Origin of the sequence: Acidovorax sp. ACV02 (genome assembly GCF_014851475.1) — a bacterium.
GTDB classification, from domain to species: Bacteria; Pseudomonadota; Gammaproteobacteria; order Burkholderiales; family Burkholderiaceae_C; genus Acidovorax; species Acidovorax delafieldii.
The window spans coordinates 134,137-157,886 of the sequence record NZ_JACUZU010000010.1 but is presented as its reverse complement, the minus strand read 5'-3'; the positions used below and the strand labels follow the sequence as shown (position 1 = coordinate 157,886).

The window sequence follows — 23,750 nt, the reverse complement described above, 5'->3', positions numbered from 1 at the left end:
GACCGCACTCATTCAAAAACACATAACAACACATTCCTGAAAGACCACAGCCATGACCGCCAACAGCGAACCCCTCACCGCCAACGAAGCCAACACCGCCCGCCGCCGCGGCCTCACCCTCATCGCCGCAGCCGTTGCGCTGGTGGCCATCGGCTGGGGCGGCTGGCACTGGGCCAATGGCCGCCATGTGGAGACCACCGACAACGCCTACGTGGCAGGCAACGTGGTGCAGATCACGCCACAGATCGGCGGCACGGTGGTGTCCATCGGCGCTGACGACACCGACTACGTGAAGGCCGGCCAGTTGCTGGTCAAGCTCGACCCTGCCGACGCCCGCGTGGCGCTGGAGCAGGCCGAGGCCCAGCTCGCCCAGACGGTGCGCGAAGTGCGCACCCTGTATGCCAACAACTCCACGCTCAAGGCCCAGGTCAGCCTGCGCAGCGCCGACCTGGCCCGTGCCCAGGCCGATGCTGCCCGCGCCCAGGACGACGTGAACCGCCGCACCCCGCTGATGGCCAGCGGTGCCGTGGGCAAAGAAGAGTTCCAGCACGCCACCGCTCAGCTGGCCGCCGCCAAGAGCATCGTGGCCGCCGCCCAGTCGGCCGTACTGGCCGCACAAGAACAACTGGCCGCCAGCCAGACGCAGACCGAAGGCACCTCGGTCGAGCAGCACCCCAATGTGCAGCGTGCCTCGGCCCGCGTGCGCGAGGCCTACCTGGCCGTGCAGCGTGCCCAGCTGGTCGCCCCGCTGGACGGCCACGTGGCCAAGCGCGGCGTGCAAGTGGGCCAGCGTGTGCAGGCCGGCGCCCCGCTGATGACGCTGGTGCCGCTGAACGACCTGTGGGTGGACGCGAACTTCAAGGAAAGCCAGCTCAAGACCCTGCGCATCGGCCAGACCGCCGAACTGGAAGCCGACGTGTACGGCACCAAGGTCACGTACCACGGCACGGTGACAGGGCTGGGCGCAGGCACTGGCGCTGCCTTTGCGCTGCTGCCCGCACAGAACGCCACGGGCAACTGGATCAAGGTGGTGCAGCGCGTGCCCGTGCGCATTGCGCTCGACCCCAAGGAAGTGGCAGAGCACCCGCTGCGCGTGGGCCTGTCGATGGAAGTCAAGGTGGACACCGCCGACCAGAGCGGCAAGACGCTGGCCGACACCCAGCGCACCACGCCCGTGGCCGCCACCGCTGTGTTTGACGAGCAATTCAAGGCCGCCGACGACGAAGTGGCGCACATCATCGCCGCCAACCTGGGCCGCAATGGCAAGGCCGCCGTGGCCGTGGCGTCGCCCAAGGTGAGCAGCCAGCCCGCAGTGCAGGCGCAAAAGCATGCATCGGCCCCGGCGCAGCCCGCTGTGCAGTCCCCGGTGGTGCAGTAAGCGGGGTTGACCGAGCATGACTGCCGCCAACCCCACTGCAGACACCGCAGGCCAGGCCCCCGCTCCGGCGGCGCCTGCTGCGGTGTCGCCACCAGCAGCCCCCCCCGGGCCGCCTGCTGCCTATCCTCCGCTGCAGGGCACCGCCCTGTTGCTGGGCACACTGTCGCTGTCGCTGGCCACGTTCATGAACGTGCTGGACTCGTCCATCGCCAACGTTTCCATCCCGGCCATTGCCGGCGACCTGGGCGTGAGCCCCGGCCAGGGCACCTGGGTCATCACCAGCTTTGGTGTGGCCAATGCGATCTCGGTGCCGCTCACCGGCTGGCTCACCCAGCGCTTTGGCGCGGTGCGGCTGTTCACCATGAGCGTGCTGCTGTTCGTGCTGACCTCCTGGCTGTGCGGCTTTGCGTCGTCGCTGGAGATGCTGGTCTTCTTCCGCGTGCTGCAGGGCCTGGTGGCCGGGCCGATGATTCCGCTGAGCCAGACGCTGCTGCTGGCAAGCTACCCGCGCGCTCTGGCGGGCACTGCCCTGGCCCTGTGGGGCGTGACCACGCTGGTCGCGCCGGTGGTGGGGCCGCTCCTGGGCGGGTGGATCACGGACAACATCTCGTGGCCGTGGATCTTCTACATCAACGTGCCGGTGGGCCTGCTGGCCGGAGTGCTGACCTGGGGCATCTACCGCAAGCGCGAGACCCCCATCCGCAAGCTGCCGATTGACACCGTGGGCCTCAGCCTGCTGGTGTTGTGGGTGGGCGCGCTGCAGCTCATGCTAGACAAGGGCAAGGAGCTGGACTGGTTTGCCTCGGGCGAGATCATCACCATGGCCGTGGTTGCGGTGGTGGCGTTTGCTGTCTTTCTGGTGTGGGAGCTGACCGAAAAGCACCCGGTGGTGGACCTGAAGCTCTTCAAGGGCCGCAACTTCACCTTTGGTGCGCTGGCGCTGTCGGTGGCCTATGCGCTGTTCTTCGGCAACGTGGTGCTGCTGCCACTGTGGCTGCAGCAGTGGATGGGCTACACGGCCACCTCGGCCGGCATGGCGCTGGCGCCGGTGGGCGTGTTCGCCATCCTGCTCACGCCGCTGGTGGGCAAAAAGGTCGGCCAGTGGGACCCGCGCCGCATGGCCACGGGTGCGTTCATCGTGTTCAGCACGGTGCTGTGGATGCGTTCGCAGTTCACGGTGCAGACGGACTTCATCCACATCCTGATCCCCACGCTGTTGCAGGGCGCGGCCATGGCGTTCTTCTTCATCCCGCTCACCACGCTGACGCTGGCGGGTGTGTCACCAGACCGCATCCCGGCGGCAGCAGGTTTGTCGAACTTTGTGCGCATCACCGCCGGTGCCATGGGCACGTCGATTGCCACCACGCTGTGGGAGAGCCGCGCCGCCATGCACCACGCGCACCTGACCGAAGGTCTGGTGCAAGGCCAGGGGGTGTTCGCGCAGACGCTGGACGGCCTGGTGGCCTCGGGCCTCACGCAGATGCAGGCGCTGGCGCAGATCAACCGGCTGATCGACCAGCAGGCGTTCACCCGCGCGGCCAACGACATCTTTTTGGGCTCGGCCGGCTTGTTCCTGCTGTTGATCGGGCTGATCTGGCTGACCAAGCGCCCTGCGCGCAGCGGCGGCGCGGGCGCGGCAGACGCAGCGGGGGCCCACTGAGAGGCTTCGGCACAGGTTGGGAGAGAAAACAGCTGCAAGTGCTAGTCAAACATGCGCCTGCAGCTATCATTTTTGATATGAATCTGCGGGGTCTCGTCCGGGCACAACCCGCGCATCCCACAGTGGGTGTCGGAAATCCCTGACCCAGTGGCGGGCGCGGCACCTGCGGGCAGTTCGCGGGGTGCACCCAACAATGCACTCACCGCAAACCACTCCAACAAGGAACTGCCATGTCACTCTCGCTGATTCTTCTGATCGTTCTGATCCTCATCCTGGTCGGCGCCCTGCCCACCTGGGGCCACAGCCGCTCATGGGGCTACGGACCCAGCGGCGGGATTGGCCTGGTGGTGCTGATCCTGGTGATCCTGCTGCTGATGGGCCGGATATGACCGGTTGTTGAACCTTCCACGCAGGTGTGGGGCGCGAGGCAACACTGTTCGCGCCCCGTCCGCTACGGAGCACTCACCCAGGGCCCTTTCGAGGGCCCTTTGTTTTGGGCGCCGCGTTGTGGATGGCTCGCCGGCACAACTGGCAAACAAGCCAGCCGGCGGCAGACACAACCCAATCAAATGATCAATTCGCGCCCAAAAATACAATCAAATTGATATTAATTGCATTTTTATAATTTATTTGATACAAACGATACCTCTGTTTGACTACCTACGCGCCCAGCGCCCATGCCTCTCCCCATCTCCACCGTCGGCAACATGCGGCAGTTTCAGGTCCGCCTGCTTCAGAGCATGTTGCTGGCCAACATCGCGCTGGGGCTTCTGTTGCTGGGGGTGGGGGCATGGGGGGTGATTCCCACGCCGGGCACATGGAGCCTGGCCATCGGGGCTGGCACCTTGCTGATGATGGCGCTGTGGGGGGCGCTGCGCTGTCGGCCCCAGGTGTATGTGTCGGTGGCGCTCGTTCAAACCATCGCCGGGCTGGCGCTGTTCACCTATGCGCTCTGGCAGCCGCTGGGGCACGAGTTGCGCGCCGTATGGTTCTTGATTGGCGTGGGTGCGGCCTACCTGTTGCTGGGGCGCGCAGCAGGCATTGGCTACACCCTGGTGACGGTGGCGCTGATGCTGGGCAGCAGTGGCCTGCAAAGGCTGCCGTATTCGCCGCACGCACTCATCACCTTCACGCTGGCACTGGTGCTCAGCAGCGTGTGCTTTTACCTGTTTGTGGGAGAGGCGCTGCGCATGTACCAGCACCTGTCCGAGCGGGATCAACAGTTCACGCTGCTCACGGAAGGCGCGGAAGAGGTGATCTGGCGGATCAACCCCGACATGACGGTGGCGTATGTGAGCCCCTCTGACGAGCGGGCGCGCGGCGTCCCCGCGCACGAGGTCATCGGCCGCTCGATCTACAAGACACTGACACCTGAGGGCGCTGAGGCACTGCGCGAGGCGGTGCGTGACCGGCAGCCGCTGTTGACGCTGCCAATGCGCTGTGCCAATGGCGGCGTGCGGTGGTTTGAGATGTCCAGCCGCCTGTACCGCGATGCCCGGGGCCAGCCAGCCGGATACCACAGCATTGGCCGGGACGTGACGGGGCGGCGGGAGCTGGAGCGCGCCTTGCAGGCAGAGCGGCAGCACCTGGAGGCTCGGGTCAAGGAGCGCACCGCAGCGTTGTCCGTCGCCAAGGAAGCCGCAGAGGCTGCCCTGCGCACCAAGAGCATCTTTCTCGCCAACATTGGGCACGAGTTGCGTACCCCCATGACACTGATCCTGGGGATGACCGAACTGGTGCGCAACCGCTCGCAGGATGAGCGACTGAAGCCCGTGCTGAACAACGTGATGGATGCGGCCAAAGGCCTCATGCGCATGCTCAACGACCTGATCGATCTGGCTGCGCTGGAAACACGCCAGGTAGCGTTCCAGTTTGCGCCGCTATCGGTCCCAGAGCTGGCCGCAGATGCGGTGCAACTGCTGGAGCCGCAGGCGCGCCAAAAAGGCTTGCAGATCTTCCTGGCCCTCGATGGCGTGGGCACCGACGCCAGCCACGTGGGGGACGCAGACCGTATTCAGCAGGTGCTGGTCCACCTGCTGGACAACGCCGTGAAATTCAGCCTCTCGGGTCACATCCAGCTGACCCTGGAGACCGAGCAGGACACCCCTGATGCGACGGTGTGGCGGCTGCGCGTGACGGACGAGGGTATTGGCATTGCGGCCGGTGACCAGCACCGCATCTTCACGTTGTTCGAACAGGTCGACGGGTCATCCACGCGCGGCTTTGAGGGTGCGGGACTGGGGTTGGCGCTGTGCAAACGCCTCGTCGAGGGCATGGGGGGCAGCCTGGGGGTGGAGAGCGAACCGGGCAAGGGCAGCAGCTTTTGGGTGTCGCTGCCGCTGCCCAAGGTCACCTGATACAGCTCCAGCCCCAACACGCGTGCTCACAGCACAGGTGGCAGGTACCGGTGCACCCTCACGGTTCAGGCTGTTCAGGCAGTCCGTGTCGAGGGCGCACGCCACTCTGCCAGAGCAAACGCCGAAGTCAGCGCTGCAAACTCGTCCTTGGCCACGGTGCCATCGGCGTTACCCGCACGGTCCATCACCTGCAGCACGGCTTGCGCAAACGGATCGCTGCCCGCCTGCTGGCCTTTGGTGCGGGCCAGCCCCTTGAGGAATTCATCGTGGGTGATGACACCATCCTTGTCCGCGTCAAAGCCCGCCGTGAGCTGCTGCTTCTGATCTTCGGTGGCACCAAACCGGGTCAGCAACGCCTGGAAATCGTCCTTGGACACGGCCCCTGCCGCACGGCCACCGGGCAATGCCGCAGTGGCCTGACCGGACGAACGCCCCACGGCCATCCCCGCGCCAGAAGGCTGGCCCTGGGTCGCCAGAGCGCCCTGCCCGGCCATTCCCGCCAGCGTCTGCGCCTCGGGGCTCAGCGTGACCACGGCCGAGGGCTCGGGCGACGCCGCCTCACCCCCACGCCGCGCGGACGCCTTGCCCGCGCCACTGGAGGCGGCATTGAAAATCATCGACGCCACCGATGCGAGGCCGGAAATGAGAGGGGACATCGCCATGAACTCCTGTGTGGCGACAGCCCGGTACCTTTGACCTGTCCGCAAGTCACCGCATCGCCCAGATGCACCAAGGGTAGCGGGCAGCAGCCCGTACGGTGGGCGAATAAGCCAACAGTTTTCACGCCAGTTTTGCGAATGGACAGCGGGCTGGAGGCTGCGAGCCCGGCAGTCGCACGCGATCCTAGGCACTCCCTCTGCCCGGCATCACCACCCGAATGCAGGTGCCCCCACCCGGACGCTGCAGCACCAGCAAGTCACCGCCCGCCATCTGGGCGCGGTGGTTCATGCCTGCCACCCCATGGCCTCCCAGTGGGCTGCCTTCGCCAGCGTGAAGCAGCATGCCGCGCCCGTTGTCGCTGACCTCGGCACACCAGGACTCGGCACCCGCACGGTAACGCACACCCACCGAGACCTCGGTGGCGCCCGAATGCTGCAACACGTTGCTCAAGGCCTCCTGAACAATGGCAACCAGGTGCATGGCACTGTCGGCATACGGAAAACTGGACAACGGCGGAATTTGCACATCCCACACCATGCGAATGCCACGCCGATCAAGCACGGGCTGGATGCGGTGCCGGAGCCGGGCCAGGCGGTCAGCAAATGGCTCGTCCGCCGCATCCATGGAGTCCACCACGAGTCGCAGGTCCAGCATGCACTTGTCGAGCAGCGAACGGAGTTCACGCACTGCGGGCGGCTCGGTCTCCAGCAGCGCCATGGCAAAGACCAGTTGTGCGCCCAAGTTGTCATGCAAATCCTGCGCAATGCGCCGCCGCTCTGCCGTCACCTCAGCACTGGCGCGCAGCCGCAGCCGGGGGCGCCACTGCAGGGCCCGCGGCAGTTGCACCAGCAGCAGGGCCCCCAGGCCCACCGAGATCACCAGGGCGGCCAGCTCCCACCATTGCCGATCCGACGGCCTCTCCTCGTCATAGCCATAAAACGCCGTCGCAAGGAGCGCCCATTGCAGCAGCCACATGCACATGCAAGCGATGGCGAACAACGGGGGACGTGTGCGAAACACCGCTCAATCCTGGCTTTCTAGGTGGCGTGGGCAACCGAGAGCACACCTGGTGACCGCACAACCCACACACGCGGCAGCCACCTGCATCACTCCGTCAAAAGAGCCCCCGCAGCGAGGCGAAGCGCACCGCCTGGGCACGGGTGCGCACCTGCAACTTGCGGTAGATGTTGCGCAAGTGGGTGTTGACCGTCATGCTGCTGATGAGCAGGCGCGCCCCCACCTCGACGCTGGTGTAGCCGCTGGCCACCATGCGCAGGATTTCCTTTTCCCGTGTGGACAGCCGATCTGCCTCGTCGGGCTGCCGTCGCTTGTTTTCGGCCGAGTGGGTGCGGTCAAACCGCTGCAGCAACCGCCGCGCCAGGTTGGGGGTGATGGAGGCGCCACCATTGGCCACCTGCAAAACGGCTTGCGAATAGTTGCCGAACCACGAGTTCTTGCCCACATACCCCGTAGCCCCCAGTTCAAAGGCCCGCAGGACCTGCTCGTCGTTTTCCATGACCGAGATCACGACCGTTTGGGCCGATGGGCGCACAGGCTTCACGTAATTCAACAGGTCAAAGGCGTCACCGTCGCCCAGGTTCAGGTCCACCAGGAGCACATCAAAATCGTGATTCTTGATGGCCTTGCGCCCCTCGCGGACACTGCCCGCCTGCGCCACCAGCAACGTGCGGGCATCGGCCATGAGCTCCTGTGCAATCACCAGGCGGATGTGCGGATCGTCGTCCACCAGCAAGACCCGCACCGGGTTGGCCTCCTGCCCAGTGAGGAAGGCGGGCCAGACCGATGGCGGATTGGAATAGGTTTCAAACCGGCCCGAGGGAAGCGATGCAAGGTCGCGCGCACTCTGCTTTGAAAGCAACGCTGAAGACGTCAACGTTTGCGATGGTGTATCGACCTGCCAACTGCTGCTCATGGGTGAACTCCTGCGGACGTGGTGGTGGGCCCCGATGGACTGGGTCTTTCAGTTGACGCATCTGTATGCAACTCTTGCGTTCACATGCATGTTCTCCAACGCACTCATGCCCCTCTGTACGGCAACGCACACAGTGCGCCAAATAAATTTCAAGGTCCAAATATATTTGGCAATGTTGCCCAAGTAGCAATTGGTTACTACCTGACTTTCTTCGGCCGATCTCATGTGGTGCGGGCGGCCAAGCCGCGCTGGCAAAGGCTTTGCGCGGGTCCAAGGGTTGAACCGCTCCGCTGTATGAGGTAGCCCGCCCGGCGTATTCGCACGAATCGCATCGGCTCGCACACTGAACTCCGACAGCGCCTAACGGCCACCGGTTCTCAAAAAACCAGGCCTGAAAGCGCCGTCCAACCCCCTCTGCACCGCAGGTTCGCTGCGGTTGCAGCCAGTGTAGAAGTCATCCTTGAAGGATCTGTCATGAAAACCCTTGCTTTCATCACGCTCAGCGTCATCGCCTCCGCCGCCATGGCCACCGGTCCGGTCCCTTCCACTCCGGACATCACCATCACCGGCAATTCCACGCAGTCGGTATCCCTGACGTCGGTGTCCGTCAACAACAACTCGACGGGCTCGAAGAGCGAAGCTTTCCAGAACCTGGCCTCCAACACCGGCAACGTCACCATCAGTGGCAATTCGACCCAGACGGTAACGGGCTTTGGCGGCAATCTGACCAACACCGCCAGCGGCAGCGAAGCCTACGCCAGCCAGAACCTGTCATCCAACGTGGGCGAAGTCACCATCATTGGCAACTCCAGCCAATTCACCTCGATGATCAACTCGTCGGTCAATAACCTCTCCAGCGGCAGCAACAGCAAGGCGGTGCAAAACATCGCCTCCAACAACGCCTGCTTCACCTGCCAGCCCACCAAGCCCGCCGGCTGGCCCTACTGAGATCGGCACCAGCTCGGCTGGTGAATAGACCTGCGAGGGTCTGATTCCGGCAGCACATCAGTGCCCGGATGAGTTCGTGCCAGGGGCACACCGGCAAGGCTGCAAACAGCAGCGCGGGTGGGCCCCTCATTCTCACCATAGGAGGTGTTCCATGAACACACGTTTTCTGGCGCCATGCACAGCTTTGCTCACGGTCTGCGGCCTGCTGCCAGGCCCCGCGTGGGCGCAGGCTCCCGGGGAAGATCCGGTCATCCTGACCAAGAAGCTCTCGGTCCAGATGCAGCCCACAGGGCCAGTGGCAGCCTCGACGGGACTGGACGGCAGCAACACCATGCCATCGTGGCTACGCGCCCGCATCGCCCGCTACGAAGCCAAGGCTTTCTCAGACGACACCACCGGCGTGCTGACCAACAACGACGTGGTCACCACTGCCAATGCACAGGGCATGCAAAAGACCTGCGTCCAGGAGGTGGGCAGCAACACCGTGTCTGCCAACACCACGGGATCGGCCAAGTACGGTCCCAACCAGGCCCCGCAGGTGGTGGTGCTGCGCGGCGATCTCGTCAATATTTGCAAATAACAGGCCAGGCGCCATGCGCCCGGCCGCCAGGAGAGAGAACATGCCGCCCACCCCGCCGAGCCCCGCCATGCCTGCATGCTCTCGCCCCCAGCGCCCACGCTCCCCACACCCTGTGATGCGCGCGATCCATGGAGCGCTTTGGTTTGTCGTCGGGCTGGGACTGGCTGGCTGTGCCACGCCCAGGGACCCGCGCAAGGACCAGGCCTTTCAGAGCCTGGCTTCCATCACCGACCGCCCCGTGGTGCGACCCACACGCTCCATCTCCAGCTTCTCCGACTCGCTGATGTGCATGGACCACATGCTGCGCGATGCACAGCTGCCCACCACACTGATCACGAGCAAGCAGATTCCCGACTACTCCACCCGCGTCACCGTGGCCACCAAAGACATGGTGATCACGGCCCTGTCCCAGATGTCGCGCCTGAGCAATGCCTTCCGCTTTGTGGACTACGAAGTGGACATCGCGCGCCAGGACACGGTGCAGAACCTCACCACCATCCTGCTCAACAACAACCAGATGCAGCTGCAGCGGCCCGCGCTGTACCTGTCGGGCGCCATCTCGTTCGTGGACCAGAACGTGATCAACAACCGGTTTGACACCGGGCTCTCCGGCCCCCGCATCGACATGGGCTACAGCCAGAGCCGCAACGCCACCATCATCGGCCTGGAGATGCACCTGGGCGACTTTCGCACCCGCACGCTGATTCCCGGCCTGGACTCCGCCAACGAAGTCATCATTGGCAACGGCGGACAGGGCGTGGACCTGGCCGGGCGCATCGGCACTTATGGCGTTCAGTTCAACGTGGGGCGTGACTACACCCAGGGTTCTGGCAGTGCAGTGCGAACACTGGTGGACCTGGCCACCATCGAACTCATTGGCAAATGGGCCCGGGTGCCTTACTGGCAATGCCTGACGCTGGAGCAAAACCACCCCGACTTTCAGCGGCAACTGCGCGACTGGTTTGACGAAGGCTCGCCCGCCGTGCGCACCCAGCTCATCACACGCTCGCTGGTCAGCCGGGGCTACCTCGCACCCGTCGCGCAACCCCTGCCGGACAACGACCCGGCGCTGCGCAAAGCCCTGGCGCGCTTTCAGGCGGACAACGGCATGGTGGTGACGGGCGTGGTGGACTTTGCGACCTACGAACGGGCGCTGCGCCACTTTGTCGGGCTGTCCGCAGACGGCACCCTGGCCCGCATTGGCTGGGCTAGCATGCACGCAGAGCCTGTGCCGCACATCGCCGCCAGTCCTGCCACTCCCAATACGGCAATCCATGTGGTGAGCAGCAATCCGGGGGCGGCCAAGTACGGAGACCCACCGCCTGCGCGCAGCATCGATCTGCAGATCGAGAACGTGCTGCTGGAGCGCACCGCATTCGAGGTGGGGGAACAAGTCTTCCTGTCGGCCACCGTGTCGCGCGCCTCCTACCTGCAGTGTTTTCTGGCCGATGCCACCGGCACAGTCATCCGCCTGCTGCCCAACCAGGCCAACACCACCGGCTGGGTGTCTGCCAACCAGGCCATACGCATCCCCGACTGGATGAGCCCCAACCCCGGCTTCATCATGGACGCAGCCAGCCCCGGCACCGAAGGTGTGGCCTGCTTTGCCACCGACGAGGACAGCACGCCCCGTTTGCCCGAGGCGCTGCGCGGACCGCCGCTCAAGCCCATCCCGAACTACCGGGCGCTGGAGCGCTTGAACGAAGCCTTCGCCACCGCCTGGGGCACCGATGGCTACACCGGCAATGCCGTGTACTGGCAAGTCATTCCACGCCGGGCCCTGCCCGCCGCAGCCAGTGCGCCTGCACAACCCGCCCCGCGCAAGTGAAACACCGTCGGAAAAGCACTGCGCAGGCGAACGCGATGACCACCACCCCAGCGACCACGGCGACCACGGCGACCACGCATTCCACCATGGGTGCGCTGCATGCACCGCAGGGCATGTGGCGCGCAACCCATGGCGCCGTGGCGCAGGTCTGGGCTGCAGCGTGCCTGGTAATGGCGGTGGTGACTGCAGCACCTGCGCTGGCATCGGTGCGGGCGCTGCCCACGCCCGCGGAAATCACCGACATCGATCGCGCCAGCCTGAACGCCGCGTCCCCCCAAGTGCCCGGGTCTGACGACCCCATGCAGGAGAAGATGTTGGAAAAACTTCGCAGCGCCGCGCAACGCGATGGGGTGCCGACGCGCAAGCCGCGCGCCCCCCCTGCCCCTACAACGCGATCAACGGGCGACCTGACGCCTGCCGATGCGGCGTGGCTGTTGGGATTGCTGGCGTTGCATGGCCTGGCCATGCCCGCTGACCCGGCGCAGGCCCAGCACTGGTTTGAACGTGCGCAAATGCTCAGCCACCCCCTGGCTCCTGCGGGCCTTGCGTGGTGCCAGCTCAGCGGGTGCGTGGCAGCACCCAATCCTTCAACCGCCATGCACTGGATTGCGCTGGTGGGCCGTTCTGATCCGGGGCTTGCCAAATACCTCGAATGGCATGCGGCCAAGGCATTGGCTCCATTGGCCGAGCCCCGTTTGCCCTCACCAGACCGATATCCCGGCTCAGCGGCCCCAGCGACGACCAGCCCATCGCTTCAAAAACTGTTGACGCAAGCTGTACGGGCCGGCAACGCGCAGGCCGGCAACGAACTGGGGCTGGAGTTCATCGCCAGCGGCGATCTCGAACAGGCGATGGTCCAGTTTCAATCAGCGTCTGCAAAATCCGAGGCCGCCGCCGCCAACGCCCGCCTTCTGGCCCGCCGCATCCAGAGCGGTCCCAACGCCCACACCCGATCAGCCCGCTACAGCGCTGCAGATTGGTACGCGGAGGCCCAGCGCTACCACCGCGGCGACGGCGTACCTGCCAACTACACCGAGGCCGTGCGCCTGTACCAGGTAGCAGCCAGCAGCGGCGACCCACAGGGCCGCAAGATGCTGGAGCTGATCTTCTCCAGACCCTTGCAAGGCGGCGCCATCGACGTCGCGTGGATGCAGCAGCTCGCCGGTCTTCACATCGGCACCAACGGCTTGTCCACCGGCACGACCACCGCAGCACCCACCAGCGGCTGGCAGCGCGAGCCCAGCCCGCTGTATGACCTGGTACCGCTGCAGTGGCGGACGCCGGGGCAAGTGTTGCGTCGATAGGTCGGCCCAAAAGCTGGGGACAAACACCCAATACCCGCCCCGACACGAGCACCCTCGAAACCTGTGCTGGGCCATGAACTCCAGCCGCACAGGTAGCGCCCCAAAAATCAGGAAATGGAATCCAACGGGCTTGTAGTGCTAGTCGAAATTGACTTATCAGCTATCAATTAAGTAGCAACTACCGCAGGCAACAACAACCCCTGCTGAGCCGCCACCGCCTCCCGCAAAAACGCCCACGTGGCCTGCATACGGGCCACGTGCTTGTTGTCACCGGGCATGGACATCCAGAAGGTGCGCTGAAAGCGTGCCACACCCGGCAGCACGGGTACCAGCGACGGGTCTTGCGCTGCCACAAAGGCGGGCAGCACAGCCAGCCCGGCCCCCACGCGGGCGGCTTCGTACTGGGCCAGGATGCTCGTGCTGCGCAGCGCGAAATGCGCGGGGCGGTGCAGTTCGTCCAGGATTTGCAGTTCCTTGCTGAACAGCAGGTCGTCCACGTAGCTGATGAAGGTGTGGCCCCGCAGGTCGTCCGGCGTGTGGATGGGGGCATGGCGCTGCAGGTAGCTGCGCGCTCCATACAGTTGCAGCACGTAGTCGGTCAGCTTCACGACCACCACCGCGCCACGCGCCGGGCGCTCCAGCGAGATGACGATGTCGGCCTCGCGGCGCGACAGGTGCACCAGGCGCGGCAGCGCCAGCAGGTCCACCACCAAACCGGGGTGTTCCGACGCGAACTGTGCCAGTTGGGGCGCTAGGATCAGGTTGCCAAAACCTTCAGTGGTGCCGATACGCACCAATCCATGCAGACCCTGGTGTACACCGGGAGCGGCACTTTCAACCACAAGAAAAGCGGCCTCCATCGCCTCCACCTGAGGCATCAGCTGCCGGCCGGCCTCTGTCAGCCGATGCCCTCCTGGCTCACGGGAAAAAAGGGCCGAGCCCATCTGGTTCTCCAGCGCCTGCAAGCGACGCGACACCGTGGTGTGCTCCACACCTAGGCGGCGCGCGGCGCCCGCAAGCGTGCCTGCGCGCGCCAACTCCAGAAAATAACGGAAATGATCCCAATCCATATCCGGATTGTGGCGCCCCGGGCCGAGACAACCCGGAAATCAAGCGCTGGTGCACTCGCACGACCGGTCAAAAAAGCCGACCAAAGACGCAACCCGGCGACGGCCCAAGGGCATCGGGAGATAAATCGCACAAAAATAATTTACACCGCATATTTTCTATTGCACACTGCGCTCGCGCCGAAGCTCGCAACAATGGAACAGCGAGCAATAACCAGAGCCCATTGGGCCAAGGCACCCGCAGCGGTTGCCAGCAATAGTCAAGTGCGAGGGAGGAAAAATGAAGACATTTGTGCAGCCCCAGAGGCTGTCCGCTGGCATGCACATGCCACACGCAGGGCAAGTCACCTGCCGCACTTAGCCATGGCCACAGGCACTGGCACACTGCCTCCCTTTTTTTGCGCCGCAGGCCCTGCGCCGGCTTGCGTTGTCCATCCGCATCCTTAGTCCCTGACCTTTATGAAACGCACCACTTTTCGTTACAAATCGCTGTGGGCCGGTCAAGCCTGCCTGGCATTGGCAACTTTTTCCGTCCACGCAGCGGACGTGAGCATCACACCGCCTCCCGGCGGCGGATTCGTGGTCAAGGGACCCGCCAATACCGAGCGCCTGCGTGTGCAAGACTCCGGCGAAGTGAGGGTTCCCAGTCTGTCAGGCACGGCCAACAACAATGCCAGCGTGCTGTGTTTTGACGGGCCTACGGGGCGCCTAGGCCAGTGCGCCCCCGGAGTAACAACAGGCGCAACGGGTGCTACTGGTGCCACAGGCCCGGCAGGTCTCACGGGAGCTACGGGTGCCACCGGCGCGACGGGTCCAGCCGGCCTGACGGGTGCAACGGGTGCCACCGGCCCGTCTGGGGCCACTGGATCCGCCGGTGCAACAGGTGCTACCGGACCAGCAGGAACCCCTGGTGCACAAGGCGTAGCGGGCCTGACTGGCGCTACCGGAGCCACGGGCGCCGCCGGTCCTGCCGGAGCTACAGGCGCGACAGGCCCCCAAGGTCCAGCGGGGAGTAACTCCATTGCCATCAATATTCGAACTGCAAGTGGCAGTGGGTCGGCAGACAGCTGCGCAGTGACCTCCTGCTGCAACGTGGGTGAAAAAGTCGTCGGCGGCGGGTACGAGGGCGCAAGCGGCGCTGCCGGAATTGACGCTGACGCTGTGTATGTGGCGGCCAACCGCCCCGTCGAGGGCGGTGCTTGTGCGGCCGGAGTCCAGGGCTGGTCGGTTCGACTCCTCAACTCCTACCGCGTACCCTCGTTGACCACAGCCTGCAGTTCTTACGCCATCTGCGCGCAATGACGTATCAGGACTCGTCGCTTGCCGACCTGCAACCCCATGGCCTGATGGTGCAGGGCATGCGGACCGCCAGGTTGCCTTGGCGTTTTGACGCGGCCACAGCCCTGGCCGAGGTGAATGCCCTGCCAGCTTCCCTCTGGCGTACCCATTTCAATGAAGGCCGCCATGACGGAGGTTGGCAGGCACTTGCACTGCGTTCCGCGCCCGAGGCTCCCATCGATGTCGTTCCCATTGATGTGCCAGCATCGGGCTATGCCGACACGCCGGCTTTGGAACAATGCCCTTCGCTGCGCGCGATGCTGGAAACCATGGCATTGCCCTGGAAATCCGTACGGCTCATGCAATTGCTGCCCGGCTGCGAAATCAAGGAGCATATCGATGCGGGTGTGTGTGCTGCGCGCGGTGAAGCCCGCCTGCACGTGCCGCTGCAAACCGGCGAGCAGGTGTTCTTCCATGTCGATGGTGAACGCATTCCGCTGCGAGCTGGCGAGTGCTGGTATGTGGATGTATCGCTGCCGCACCGTGTTCGCAACCGTGGCAGCCAAAACCGGGTGCACCTGGTGGCGGACGCCTCGGTGGACATGCGTCTGTTCGAGGCCTTCCGCGCCAGCGATGGCGGCGAGCCTTTGTCCGACCCCAGCGACCCGTGGAGCCAATTCATCCGGTTTCGCGACTTCGTGGGGGCGGATGCAGAGCGTTCCACAAGGCTCAGCGCCATCACCAACTCTGCCGAGTTCGTGCAGGAATCGGTGCGTATGGGGCAGGACGCAGGCTTTCAATTTGACGCATCAGATGTGGAGTCGGCCATGAAGGCCGGGCGCCGCGCGTGGGTGGAACAATGGATTCTGTGAACTTCAGCGGCTGGCGCCCTATCCGCTTTTACATCGCCAAAGGCCAGGTGATGGTGGACTGGATCCGCCTGCTCGATGAACCACTGCGCGAGCCCTTCTTCCAGCATGGCATCCAGAGTCATATGCTGCGCCCTTTCCATCTGGCGTTCCGGCGCCAGACGCCGCTCAGCGACCTGCTGGCCTGGCATGAGCAATCACCAGGCCTTGATCCATCTCTAGTCATCTTCCACGTCTCGCGCTGCGGCTCCACGCTCATCACGCAAACGCTCGCTGAAAGCGCACACCATCTCCAGTTGTCGGAGCCCGGTCCCGTGGACTTCCTTGTGCGGCAGGCACTGTCCAGCGGACTGATTGACGAAGTACAGGTGGTGCGCGCGCTGCGCGCTTGGACCAGTGCCTGGGCGCAACGCTGCGACAGCGACAGCCCACCGCTGCAATCCATGAGCATCAAGCTCGATGCGTGGAACACAGACAAGGCACCGCTCTTTGCAAAAGCGTGGCCGGACGCCCCCTGGGTATTCCTTACCCGGGAACCGCTGTCGGTGCTGGTGTCGCAGATGCGGGAACGTGCGTTCTTCCTGATCCCCGGCATGGCAGGCTGCGGTGTAGATGGCCTCAGCCCCCACGAATTGGCCCTCATGCCCCCTGAACTTTATTGCGCCCGGGTGCTTGGGAACATTTACGAAGCCATGGCCCGAGAGTTCGCACCTTCGCGCGCATTGTTGCTCGACCACTCCCAACTGCCCGAGGCCATCGAGTCACAGGTACTCCCCCATATGCGCTGGCAGGTCTCGGCAGAGGAGCGCGCAAGAATGTGTGAACGCGCGTCGCGGCATGGCAAGCACCCTCACCAAGTCTTTGTCCCCGATACAGAAACAAAACATAGCATGGCAAGCGACCTCCTTCAGTCCCTGGCTGCGCAATGGATCGCACCTCACTACCAGAGGCTCCACGACCCACTGCGTACCTATGTCTCCATCAAGCCCGAGGAGGCGCTGCAATGATCGCAACGCTGCATCGACGACATTTCCTGGCAACGGGTGGAGCAGCGGCAGTCACAAGTGTGCAGGCTTCGGCTGCCGCCCTGTCCTCGCTTGGTGGGCTGCGCCCCCGGTGGCGCGTACTTGGCATAGCACCTACTTCCGAGAAAATGCCCCAGCTGGCCGAAGACTACCGCCAAGGCGTGGAGCTCGGACTGGCCCAGGCCGGCGCCACCGCCTTGCTTGAATTGAACTGGCTGTCCGCTGGGCCCATACCATCGGCGCCTGCCAAGGTGATCAACTCGGCGCTACAGGAAAGCAAAATTGACGCCGTAATGGGCTGGATTCCACCCTTGCTGGCAAAGAGAATTTCCCCAGCAACCCGGAAAGCCGGTGTGCCTCTGTGGATCAGTGATACGGGCGCGGACATAGTTTCGACCGCCGAGGCCCACTCGCTGACGGTTCGCCATAGTCTGGAGCTATGCGCGATGGCATCCGCTATTGCCGACAAGGTGTATGCGCAATGCGGTCCGCGAGCCTTCTTGTCCATGGGACGGCATGAGTCAGGCTTCGACTTTCTGCAGTCTTTCCAGAACCGCTGGCAAGCACTAGGCGGCAACGTCGTGGGGCGCCATGTTGCAAACCTGCCAGGGCTCTCCTCTGAATTCGAGGATTTGAAGCGGTCTATCGTGTCCCATCAGCCCGATGTGGTGGTTGCACTCTACTCGGGTCCGCAAGCGCAGCGCTTCACCCAGTGGTGGCAGGTCCATTCAACGTCTCTCCGCACCGAGTTGGCGGGCTTTCCCTGGCTGGCCGAACACACACAGGGGGTCCATGCATGGACCGTCGCTAGCTGGCCTGCCGCCGAGGTGGCAGAGTCCGGCTGGAAGGCCCGTTTCGCGCAGGCAGGCCTTGGGTGGACGGCAGCAGCGCTGCTGGGAGCGGAAGCAGGTGCCAGCGTAGGAAAGGCCCTCGCGGCAGCATCCGATACGTCAAGCGTCCATGAGCTATGGGCTGCGCTGCGTAAAGCCCCTCTTTCCGGCCCACGCGGAGAACGCCAGTGGACCAGTACTGCCGTGGACAGCGCCGGTCCGCTGTGGGAAGGTTCTGTACAAAATACCGACGCTTGGCGGCGACGCCAAGCCTACCCTCAATTCACCGCCCACAGCGCTGCACCTGGCGGCTGGGTCACGGGATACTTTTTGACTTGATAAGGAAGTTTTATGGCGACAGCTCCAATAATGGGTGAGATCAAAATGTTTGCGGGCAACTTCGCCCCAAAGAACTGGATGTTCTGCCAAGGCCAGCTTCTTAGCATTTCACAGAACAGCGCCTTATTCGCCATCCTCGGAACCACATACGGTGGCAACGGCGTATCAACTTTCGCCCTGCCTGACTTACGCGGCCGAGTACCTGTCGGCACCGGTCAAGGTCCGGGGCTGCCCAGCATGGACTTAGGAGAAGTTGCTGGCACGCCAACTCAGACGCTGACCATTAACAATCTGCCATCACATAACCACACGGTGACAGGCAGCGTCTCCGCTTCCACCAGCATAGGCACACTGACCGGGCCCGGCTCCGGCGCGGTGCCTGCTGCATCCAACCACCGCAACGCGCAGTATGCTCCTGGTGCCAGCGCCGACACCACCCTGCCGGTGACCAGCCTGACCACTGGCGCCACGGGCAACAATTCTCCCATTTCCGTCATGCAGCCCCACTTGGGCATGAACTACATCATCGCAGTGCAAGGCGTATTTCCGTCCAGAAACTGAGCGAAACCGACCCGCGACAGCAGGTGCAAAAAAGGGCAAACGCTTGTGTTTGCCCTTTTTGCTTTCTGGCGCCTAACCTGGCCCCCTCCGCATGGGGTAATGGCACCCCGCGGGGTATGCCACTGCCAAAATGGCAACCGCAGAAATGTGCATAAAAGCACATTGAACTTGCAAATCACAGCATTGTAATTACAAATTTGCACGGATAACATGCGTGGACAGGCCTGCGCTGCGGGCCCTTTGCAACCCCCGGAGACAAACCCATGAACGCACCCACTTCCACGGCCGTGCTGGCCCCCACCGTCAAGCTGTTGATCGGCGGCAAATTCGTCGAATCCAAGTCCACCGAGTGGCGTGACGTGGTGAACCCCGCCACGCAAGAAGTGCTAGCCCGCGTGCCGTTTGCCACGGCCGATGAAATCAATGCCGCAGTGGCGTCGGCCCAGGAAGCGTTCAAGACCTGGAAGAAGACCCCCATCGGCACCCGCGCCCGCATCTTCCTCAAGTACCAGCAGCTCATCCGCGAAAACATGGCCGAGCTGGCCGCGATCCTCACGGCAGAACAAGGCAAGACCCTGCCGGACGCCGAAGGTGATGTGTTCCGTGGCCTCGAAGTGGTCGAACACGCCGCCAGCATCGGCAACCTGCAGCTGGGCGAGCTGGCCAACAACGTGGCCGGTGGCGTCGATACCTACACCCTGCTGCAGCCGCTGGGCGTGTGCGCGGGCATCACCCCCTTCAACTTCCCGGCCATGATCCCGCTGTGGATGTTCCCCATGGCGATTGCCACGGGCAACACCTTCGTGCTCAAGCCCTCCGAGCAGGACCCCATGGTGACCATGCGCCTGGTCGAACTGGCGCTCGAAGCCGGCATTCCACCCGGCGTGCTCAACGTGATCCACGGCGGCGAAATGGCCGTCAACGCGATCTGCGACCACAAGGACATCAAGGCAGTCTCCTTCGTGGGTTCCACCAAGGTGGGTACCCATGTGTACAACCGCGCCACCCTGGCCGGCAAGCGTGCGCAATGCATGATGGGCGCCAAGAACCACGCCATCATCCTGCCCGACGCGAACAAGGAACAGTCGCTCAACGCCATCGCCGGTGCCGCATTTGGCGCGGCCGGCCAGCGCTGCATGGCCCTGCCCGTAGTGGTGCTGGTGGGCGAGGCGCAAAAGTGGATTCCCGATCTGGTGGCCAAGGCCAAGACGCTCAAGGTCAACGGCGGCACCGAAAAGGGCACGGACGTGGGCCCACTGGTCTCCTGTGCAGCTTTGGCCCGTGTGGAAAGCCTGATCGAACGCGGCATTGCCGACGGCGCCACGCTGGAGCTGGACGGCCGCAAGCCCACGGTGCCCGGCTATGAAAAGGGCAACTTCGTGGGCCCGACGATCTTCTCGAACGTGAAGCCCGGCATGGCCATCTACGACCAGGAAATCTTTGGCCCCGTGCTGGCCCTGGTGCCCGCCGCCGACATCGATGAAGCCATCGAGTTCATCAACAGCAACCCGAATGGCAACGGCACCGCCATCTTCACCCAGTCGGGTGCGGCTGCACGCAAGTTCCAGGAAGAGATCGATGTGGGCCAAGTCGGCATCAACGTGCCAATCCCCGTGCCAGTGCCGTTGTTCTCGTTCACGGGTTCGCGCGCGTCCAAGCTGGGCGACCTGGGCCCTTACGGCAAGCAGGTCGTCATGTTCTACACGCAGACCAAGACGGTGACGGCCCGCTGGTTTGATGACAGCACCACGTCGCATGGTGTGAACACAACGATTAGCTTGAAGTGACATCCCCCTGAAGCGCTGCGCGCCTTCCCCCTTCTCTCGCGCTTTGCGCGGGAAGGGGGACGCCACCCGTGCCTGAACCGTGAGATGGCGGCCCTTGCACGGAGGCACTGGCCCGGGCCGCGCCGGTTTCAACGACTGCGCGCGGTGGTAAAAGCGGGGCATGCAAATTGATCTGACAACGATGCGGGGATGGGCCATGGTCTTCGGTGCTGCTTGCGCGATGCTGATGGGTGCCGATGCCCACGCACAGGCCGGTGCTGCCTGCAAACCCGGCGGCACGGTGGAAGAAACCAACGCCTGCGCCGTGCAAGCCTTCCAGGCGGCAGACACCGAGATCGCCATCCTCTACGGCGACGTGATGCGCGCCCTGTCGGCCCACGAACGGCCCCAGCTGCGGCAGGAGCACACGGCCTGGCAGCGCGAACGCACCACGCGCTGCAAGCAAGCCACGCGCAGTGCCGAGTCGCAGCCCCAGTGGCCGCGCCTGTACCACGCGTGTTTGACGACGGAGACCGAGGCCCGCCGCAAGGGCCTGATGCGCTGGCTGACGCTGGACCATCCGTCCGCCAAGCCCTGAACCTGGCGCCCAGAACAACAAGAACCGACGACGAGACAGAACACCATGGACTTTGAACTTACCGAAGAACAACGCGCCTTTGCCCAGACGGCCCGCGACTTTGCGCAAGCCGAGTTCGCACCCCACGCCGCGCACTGGGACGAGGAAGGCATCTTCCCGAAAGAAGCCATCGCCAAGGCGGGCGAGCTGGGCTTTTGTGGCCTGTACGCGCCCGAAGCCGCCGGTGGCCTCGCCCTGCCCCGGCTGGACGCCACCCTGGTCTTTGAAGAAATGGCGGCTGTGGACCCCAGCACCACCGCCTTCATCACCATCCACAACATGGCCACCTGGATGCTGGGCACCTGGGCCACGCCCGCTGTGCGCGACCACTGGGGCCCGCTGCTCACCACGGGCGAAAAGCTCGCGTCCTACTGCCTGACCGAGCCCGGTGCGGGCTCGGACGCCGCCTCGCTCAAGACCCGCGCCGAGCTGGTGGGCAACGAATACGTCATCAACGGCAGCAAGGCCTTCATCAGCGGCGCAGGCAGCACCGATGTGCTGGTGCTCATGGCACGCACTGGCGACGCGGCCTCGGGCGCCAGCGGCATCAGCGCCTTTGCCGTGCCCGCCGATGCGCCCGGCATCAGCTACGGCAAGAAGGAACAGAAGATGGGCTGGAACAGCCAGCCCACGCGCACCATCAGCTTTGACAACGTGCGCATCCCCGCCGACCACCTGCTGGGCCGCGAGGGCGAAGGCTTCAAGATCGCCATGAAGGGCCTGGACGGTGGCCGCATCAACATCGCCACCTGCTCGGTGGGCGCGGCGCAAGGCGCGCTCAACGCAGCCCAGCAGTACATGCAAGACCGCAAGCAGTTCGGCAAACCCATCGCCAGCTTCCAGGCCCTGCAGTTCAAGCTGGCCGACATGGCCACCGAGCTGGTGGCCGCGCGCCAGATGGTGCGCCTGGCGGCCAGCAAGCTCGACGCGGGGGCCCGCGATGCATCGACCTACTGCGCCATGGCCAAACGTTTTGCCACCGACGCAGGCTTCACCGTCATCAACGACGCCCTGCAGCTGCACGGTGGCTACGGCTACATCCGCGAATACCCGCTGGAGCGCCTGCTGCGCGACGCGCGCGTGCACCAGATCCTGGAAGGCACCAACGAAATCATGCGGGTCATCATTGCGCGGCGCATGCTGGACGGGGATGCGACGGAGGTGATTCGCTAGTTCTTGTCGTTGAACTTTTAGTCTTACGCCAGATGAAAAAATTCATCCCAGAAGGCCCGGCAGACGGAGTTGATCGGTTCGGCCGAAAATTCAAGAGCTGGCGAGAATGGAATAACACAAAAGACTTTCTCTCAAATCTCCAAATAGAAATCGCCATCAGCGATATTCTCTGCATTGATCCTGATCCGCCGGACACTATTTACAGAGAAGCAAGGTTTGAAATCAAAGAGATCATGGACGAAGGCAGGAAGCGTCACGATGAAATCAAGAGAGAAATTGCCAAGTATGGACGTACCTTACCGTTCGTATCCAACCCGAGTGGTGCTTTTTACGACATTCGTCCCAACGACGCTGCTGATATGGTGATTCAGAAGCTTGATGAATTTGAAATTAAAAATAAATACAAAGAAAAATCACAAATCGACTTGCTATTTTATATCAATAAAAAGCATCACTTCTTTTTAGAAGACGAATTGACACAAACTGCCGCATTTGAAAAATTTGGTTGGCGATCAATTTCGTGCGTAATTGGGTCAGGAACGAGCATCGTTTTTCACACCACACCTGGCGCGCCAGATTTTCTAAAGCATTGCACCGGAAAATACTTCAGCTCTTAGAGTGACATGCCCACCCGCCCCCTCTCCGACGAAACCCTGCACCTGATCGACGCCATCCGCACGGCGCTCGCGCACCGCAGCGACGTGGAAGAGCGCCCGCTGTTCGGCACCTACGCCTTCTTTGTGGACGGCAAGATGTGCATCGCCGTCAAAGGCGAAGAACTACTGGTGCGCCTGCCGCCCGAGCGCCACGGCGAACTGCAGGAGATGCAGAACACCCGCGAACTCTCGCCCGGCGGCGGCATGCAGGGCTACTTCTGGGTGGAGCCCAACGGCTACACCACACGCGCGCAGTGGAACTACTGGGTCGAAGAAGCCCTTGCCTACAACCCACTGGCCAAGGCCTCTCCGCGCAAGAAGAAAACAACCAACACTCCGGCTGCAGCGAAGAAAGCACCCGCCAGCACCGGCACCAAGCCGAAGACAAAAGCCGCCGCGAAGAAGCACAGCATCTTCGAAGCCGACGACTGATCTGCCCCACCCCACCCGGAGCCCACCACCACCATGCCCCTTCGCATCGTCCGCCTTGGCACCCCGCGCGCCGCCGGGGAAGGCACCCGCATCGGCACCGTGCGCCGCCCCCCGCGTGGCGTGCCCAAAGCCGAGTTCGCCAGCCGCGACTACTACGACGTGTGGTACCCCCTGCTCTCCCCCAGCGCCGACCTCATGGCCCAGGGCCAGCAGGTGCCCACCGGCCAAGAAGGCGACAAGGCGTGGGAGGCCTTCACCAAACAGTTCCGCAAAGAACTGGCCCAGCCCGAGGCCAGCCGCACGCTCGATTTGCTGGCCGCGCTGTCGCACCACAGCGCCATGTCGCTGGGCTGCTACTGCGAGGACGAAGCCCGCTGCCACCGCTCGGTGCTGCGCGCCGAGCTGGCGGGCCGCGGAGCAGACATCACCGATTGATTTCAGATTTTTTTGGGCTCAAGCGCTGGATAAA

Annotated in this window: 22 protein-coding genes; 18 read left to right on the top strand and 4 right to left on the bottom strand. The window is 63.8% G+C overall.

Going from position 1 to position 23,750, the window contains the following annotated elements:
* The first annotated feature begins 52 nt into the window (after positions 1-52).
* The 4 genes from IB236_RS21970 to IB236_RS21955 all read left to right on the top strand — a co-directional run bounded on the left by IB236_RS21970 (position 53) and on the right by IB236_RS21955 (position 5,395).
* Positions 53-1,378 carry an HlyD family efflux transporter periplasmic adaptor subunit gene (locus IB236_RS21970; protein WP_056062506.1) on the top strand — a complete coding sequence of 442 codons (1,326 nt, stop codon included), beginning with the start codon at positions 53-55 and terminating at the stop codon, positions 1,376-1,378.
* A gap of 16 nt (positions 1,379-1,394) precedes the next feature.
* A complete protein-coding gene (locus tag IB236_RS21965; RefSeq protein ID WP_056062503.1) occupies positions 1,395-3,038 on the top strand; it encodes a DHA2 family efflux MFS transporter permease subunit in 1,644 nt (547 codons plus the stop codon).
* Positions 3,039-3,268: 230 nt separating this feature from the next.
* Complete coding sequence (locus IB236_RS21960) at positions 3,269-3,427, top strand: DUF3309 family protein (RefSeq protein ID WP_007856361.1); 159 nt, start codon at positions 3,269-3,271, stop codon at positions 3,425-3,427.
* A 288-nt stretch (positions 3,428-3,715) separates the two neighbouring features.
* Positions 3,716-5,395 (top strand): ATP-binding protein, encoded by a 1,680-nt coding sequence (locus tag IB236_RS21955; protein WP_192422218.1) that lies wholly within the window; start codon positions 3,716-3,718, stop codon positions 5,393-5,395.
* Positions 5,396-5,469: 74 nt separating this feature from the next.
* On the opposite strand, the gene IB236_RS21950 is transcribed toward IB236_RS21955, so the two are convergent.
* The 3 genes from IB236_RS21950 to IB236_RS21940 form a co-directional block, all read right to left on the bottom strand.
* Positions 5,470-6,051: an EF-hand domain-containing protein gene (locus tag IB236_RS21950; RefSeq protein ID WP_056745944.1), complete on the bottom strand. Its 582-nt coding sequence runs from the start codon at positions 6,049-6,051 to the stop codon at positions 5,470-5,472.
* A gap of 187 nt (positions 6,052-6,238) precedes the next feature.
* Complete coding sequence (locus IB236_RS21945) at positions 6,239-7,075, bottom strand: sensor histidine kinase (protein ID WP_162245491.1); 837 nt, start codon at positions 7,073-7,075, stop codon at positions 6,239-6,241.
* A gap of 94 nt (positions 7,076-7,169) precedes the next feature.
* A complete protein-coding gene (locus tag IB236_RS21940) occupies positions 7,170-7,988 on the bottom strand; it encodes a response regulator transcription factor (RefSeq protein WP_121942993.1) in 819 nt (272 codons plus the stop codon).
* A gap of 474 nt (positions 7,989-8,462) precedes the next feature.
* On the opposite strand from IB236_RS21940, the gene IB236_RS21935 reads away from it, so the two are divergent.
* The 4 genes from IB236_RS21935 (at position 8,463) to IB236_RS21920 (ending at position 12,648) form a co-directional block, all read left to right on the top strand.
* On the top strand, positions 8,463-8,936 hold the full coding sequence (locus IB236_RS21935) for a hypothetical protein (RefSeq protein ID WP_056062488.1): 474 nt from the start codon (positions 8,463-8,465) through the stop codon (positions 8,934-8,936).
* A 151-nt stretch (positions 8,937-9,087) separates the two neighbouring features.
* On the top strand, positions 9,088-9,516 hold the full coding sequence (locus IB236_RS21930) for a hypothetical protein (protein WP_192422217.1): 429 nt from the start codon (positions 9,088-9,090) through the stop codon (positions 9,514-9,516).
* Positions 9,517-9,631: 115 nt separating this feature from the next.
* A complete protein-coding gene (locus IB236_RS21925; RefSeq protein ID WP_192422231.1) occupies positions 9,632-11,344 on the top strand; it encodes a DUF4384 domain-containing protein in 1,713 nt (570 codons plus the stop codon).
* Between the two features lie 35 nt (positions 11,345-11,379).
* The gene (locus tag IB236_RS21920; protein WP_192422216.1) at positions 11,380-12,648 is read left to right on the top strand and encodes an SEL1-like repeat protein; all 1,269 of its coding nucleotides are present in this window, start codon (positions 11,380-11,382) and stop codon (positions 12,646-12,648) included.
* 167 nt (positions 12,649-12,815) lie between these two features.
* Here the strand turns inward: IB236_RS21920 and IB236_RS21915 are convergent, their stop codons facing one another.
* Positions 12,816-13,718 (bottom strand): LysR family transcriptional regulator, encoded by a 903-nt coding sequence (locus IB236_RS21915; RefSeq protein ID WP_192422215.1) that lies wholly within the window; start codon positions 13,716-13,718, stop codon positions 12,816-12,818.
* A gap of 1,295 nt (positions 13,719-15,013) precedes the next feature.
* Here IB236_RS21915 and IB236_RS21905 point away from each other — a divergent pair.
* The 10 genes from IB236_RS21905 to IB236_RS21860 all read left to right on the top strand — a co-directional run bounded on the left by IB236_RS21905 (position 15,014) and on the right by IB236_RS21860 (position 23,716).
* Positions 15,014-15,865, top strand: a complete 852-nt coding sequence (locus IB236_RS21905; RefSeq protein WP_056745954.1) for an aspartyl/asparaginyl beta-hydroxylase domain-containing protein — start codon at positions 15,014-15,016, stop codon at positions 15,863-15,865.
* Positions 15,853-16,869, top strand: a complete 1,017-nt coding sequence (locus IB236_RS21900; RefSeq protein ID WP_192422214.1) for a sulfotransferase family protein — start codon at positions 15,853-15,855, stop codon at positions 16,867-16,869. Before IB236_RS21905 ends, IB236_RS21900 begins: the two co-directional genes overlap by 13 nt.
* On the top strand, positions 16,866-18,056 hold the full coding sequence (locus IB236_RS21895; RefSeq protein ID WP_192422213.1) for an ABC transporter substrate-binding protein: 1,191 nt from the start codon (positions 16,866-16,868) through the stop codon (positions 18,054-18,056). The genes IB236_RS21900 and IB236_RS21895 overlap by 4 nt, the downstream gene beginning before the upstream one ends.
* A 12-nt stretch (positions 18,057-18,068) precedes the next feature.
* A complete protein-coding gene (locus IB236_RS21890) occupies positions 18,069-18,617 on the top strand; it encodes a phage tail protein (protein ID WP_192422212.1) in 549 nt (182 codons plus the stop codon).
* 263 nt (positions 18,618-18,880) lie between these two features.
* Entirely contained in the window at positions 18,881-20,404 is a 1,524-nt protein-coding gene (locus IB236_RS21885; protein ID WP_192422211.1) for a CoA-acylating methylmalonate-semialdehyde dehydrogenase, read from the top strand.
* Positions 20,405-20,564: 160 nt separating this feature from the next.
* Positions 20,565-20,981, top strand: a complete 417-nt coding sequence (locus IB236_RS21880) for a lysozyme inhibitor LprI family protein (protein WP_057270833.1) — start codon at positions 20,565-20,567, stop codon at positions 20,979-20,981.
* 45 nt (positions 20,982-21,026) lie between these two features.
* Positions 21,027-22,193, top strand: coding sequence for an acyl-CoA dehydrogenase family protein (locus tag IB236_RS21875; protein ID WP_192422210.1), 1,167 nt, complete (start codon positions 21,027-21,029; stop codon positions 22,191-22,193).
* A gap of 32 nt (positions 22,194-22,225) precedes the next feature.
* Positions 22,226-22,810 carry a DUF1780 domain-containing protein gene (locus IB236_RS21870; protein WP_192422209.1) on the top strand — a complete coding sequence of 195 codons (585 nt, stop codon included), beginning with the start codon at positions 22,226-22,228 and terminating at the stop codon, positions 22,808-22,810.
* A 6-nt stretch (positions 22,811-22,816) separates the two neighbouring features.
* The gene (locus IB236_RS21865) at positions 22,817-23,281 is read left to right on the top strand and encodes a TfoX/Sxy family protein (protein ID WP_192422208.1); all 465 of its coding nucleotides are present in this window, start codon (positions 22,817-22,819) and stop codon (positions 23,279-23,281) included.
* A gap of 33 nt (positions 23,282-23,314) precedes the next feature.
* Positions 23,315-23,716 (top strand): DUF488 domain-containing protein, encoded by a 402-nt coding sequence (locus IB236_RS21860; RefSeq protein WP_192422207.1) that lies wholly within the window; start codon positions 23,315-23,317, stop codon positions 23,714-23,716.
* The last annotated feature ends 34 nt before the right edge of the window (positions 23,717-23,750 follow it).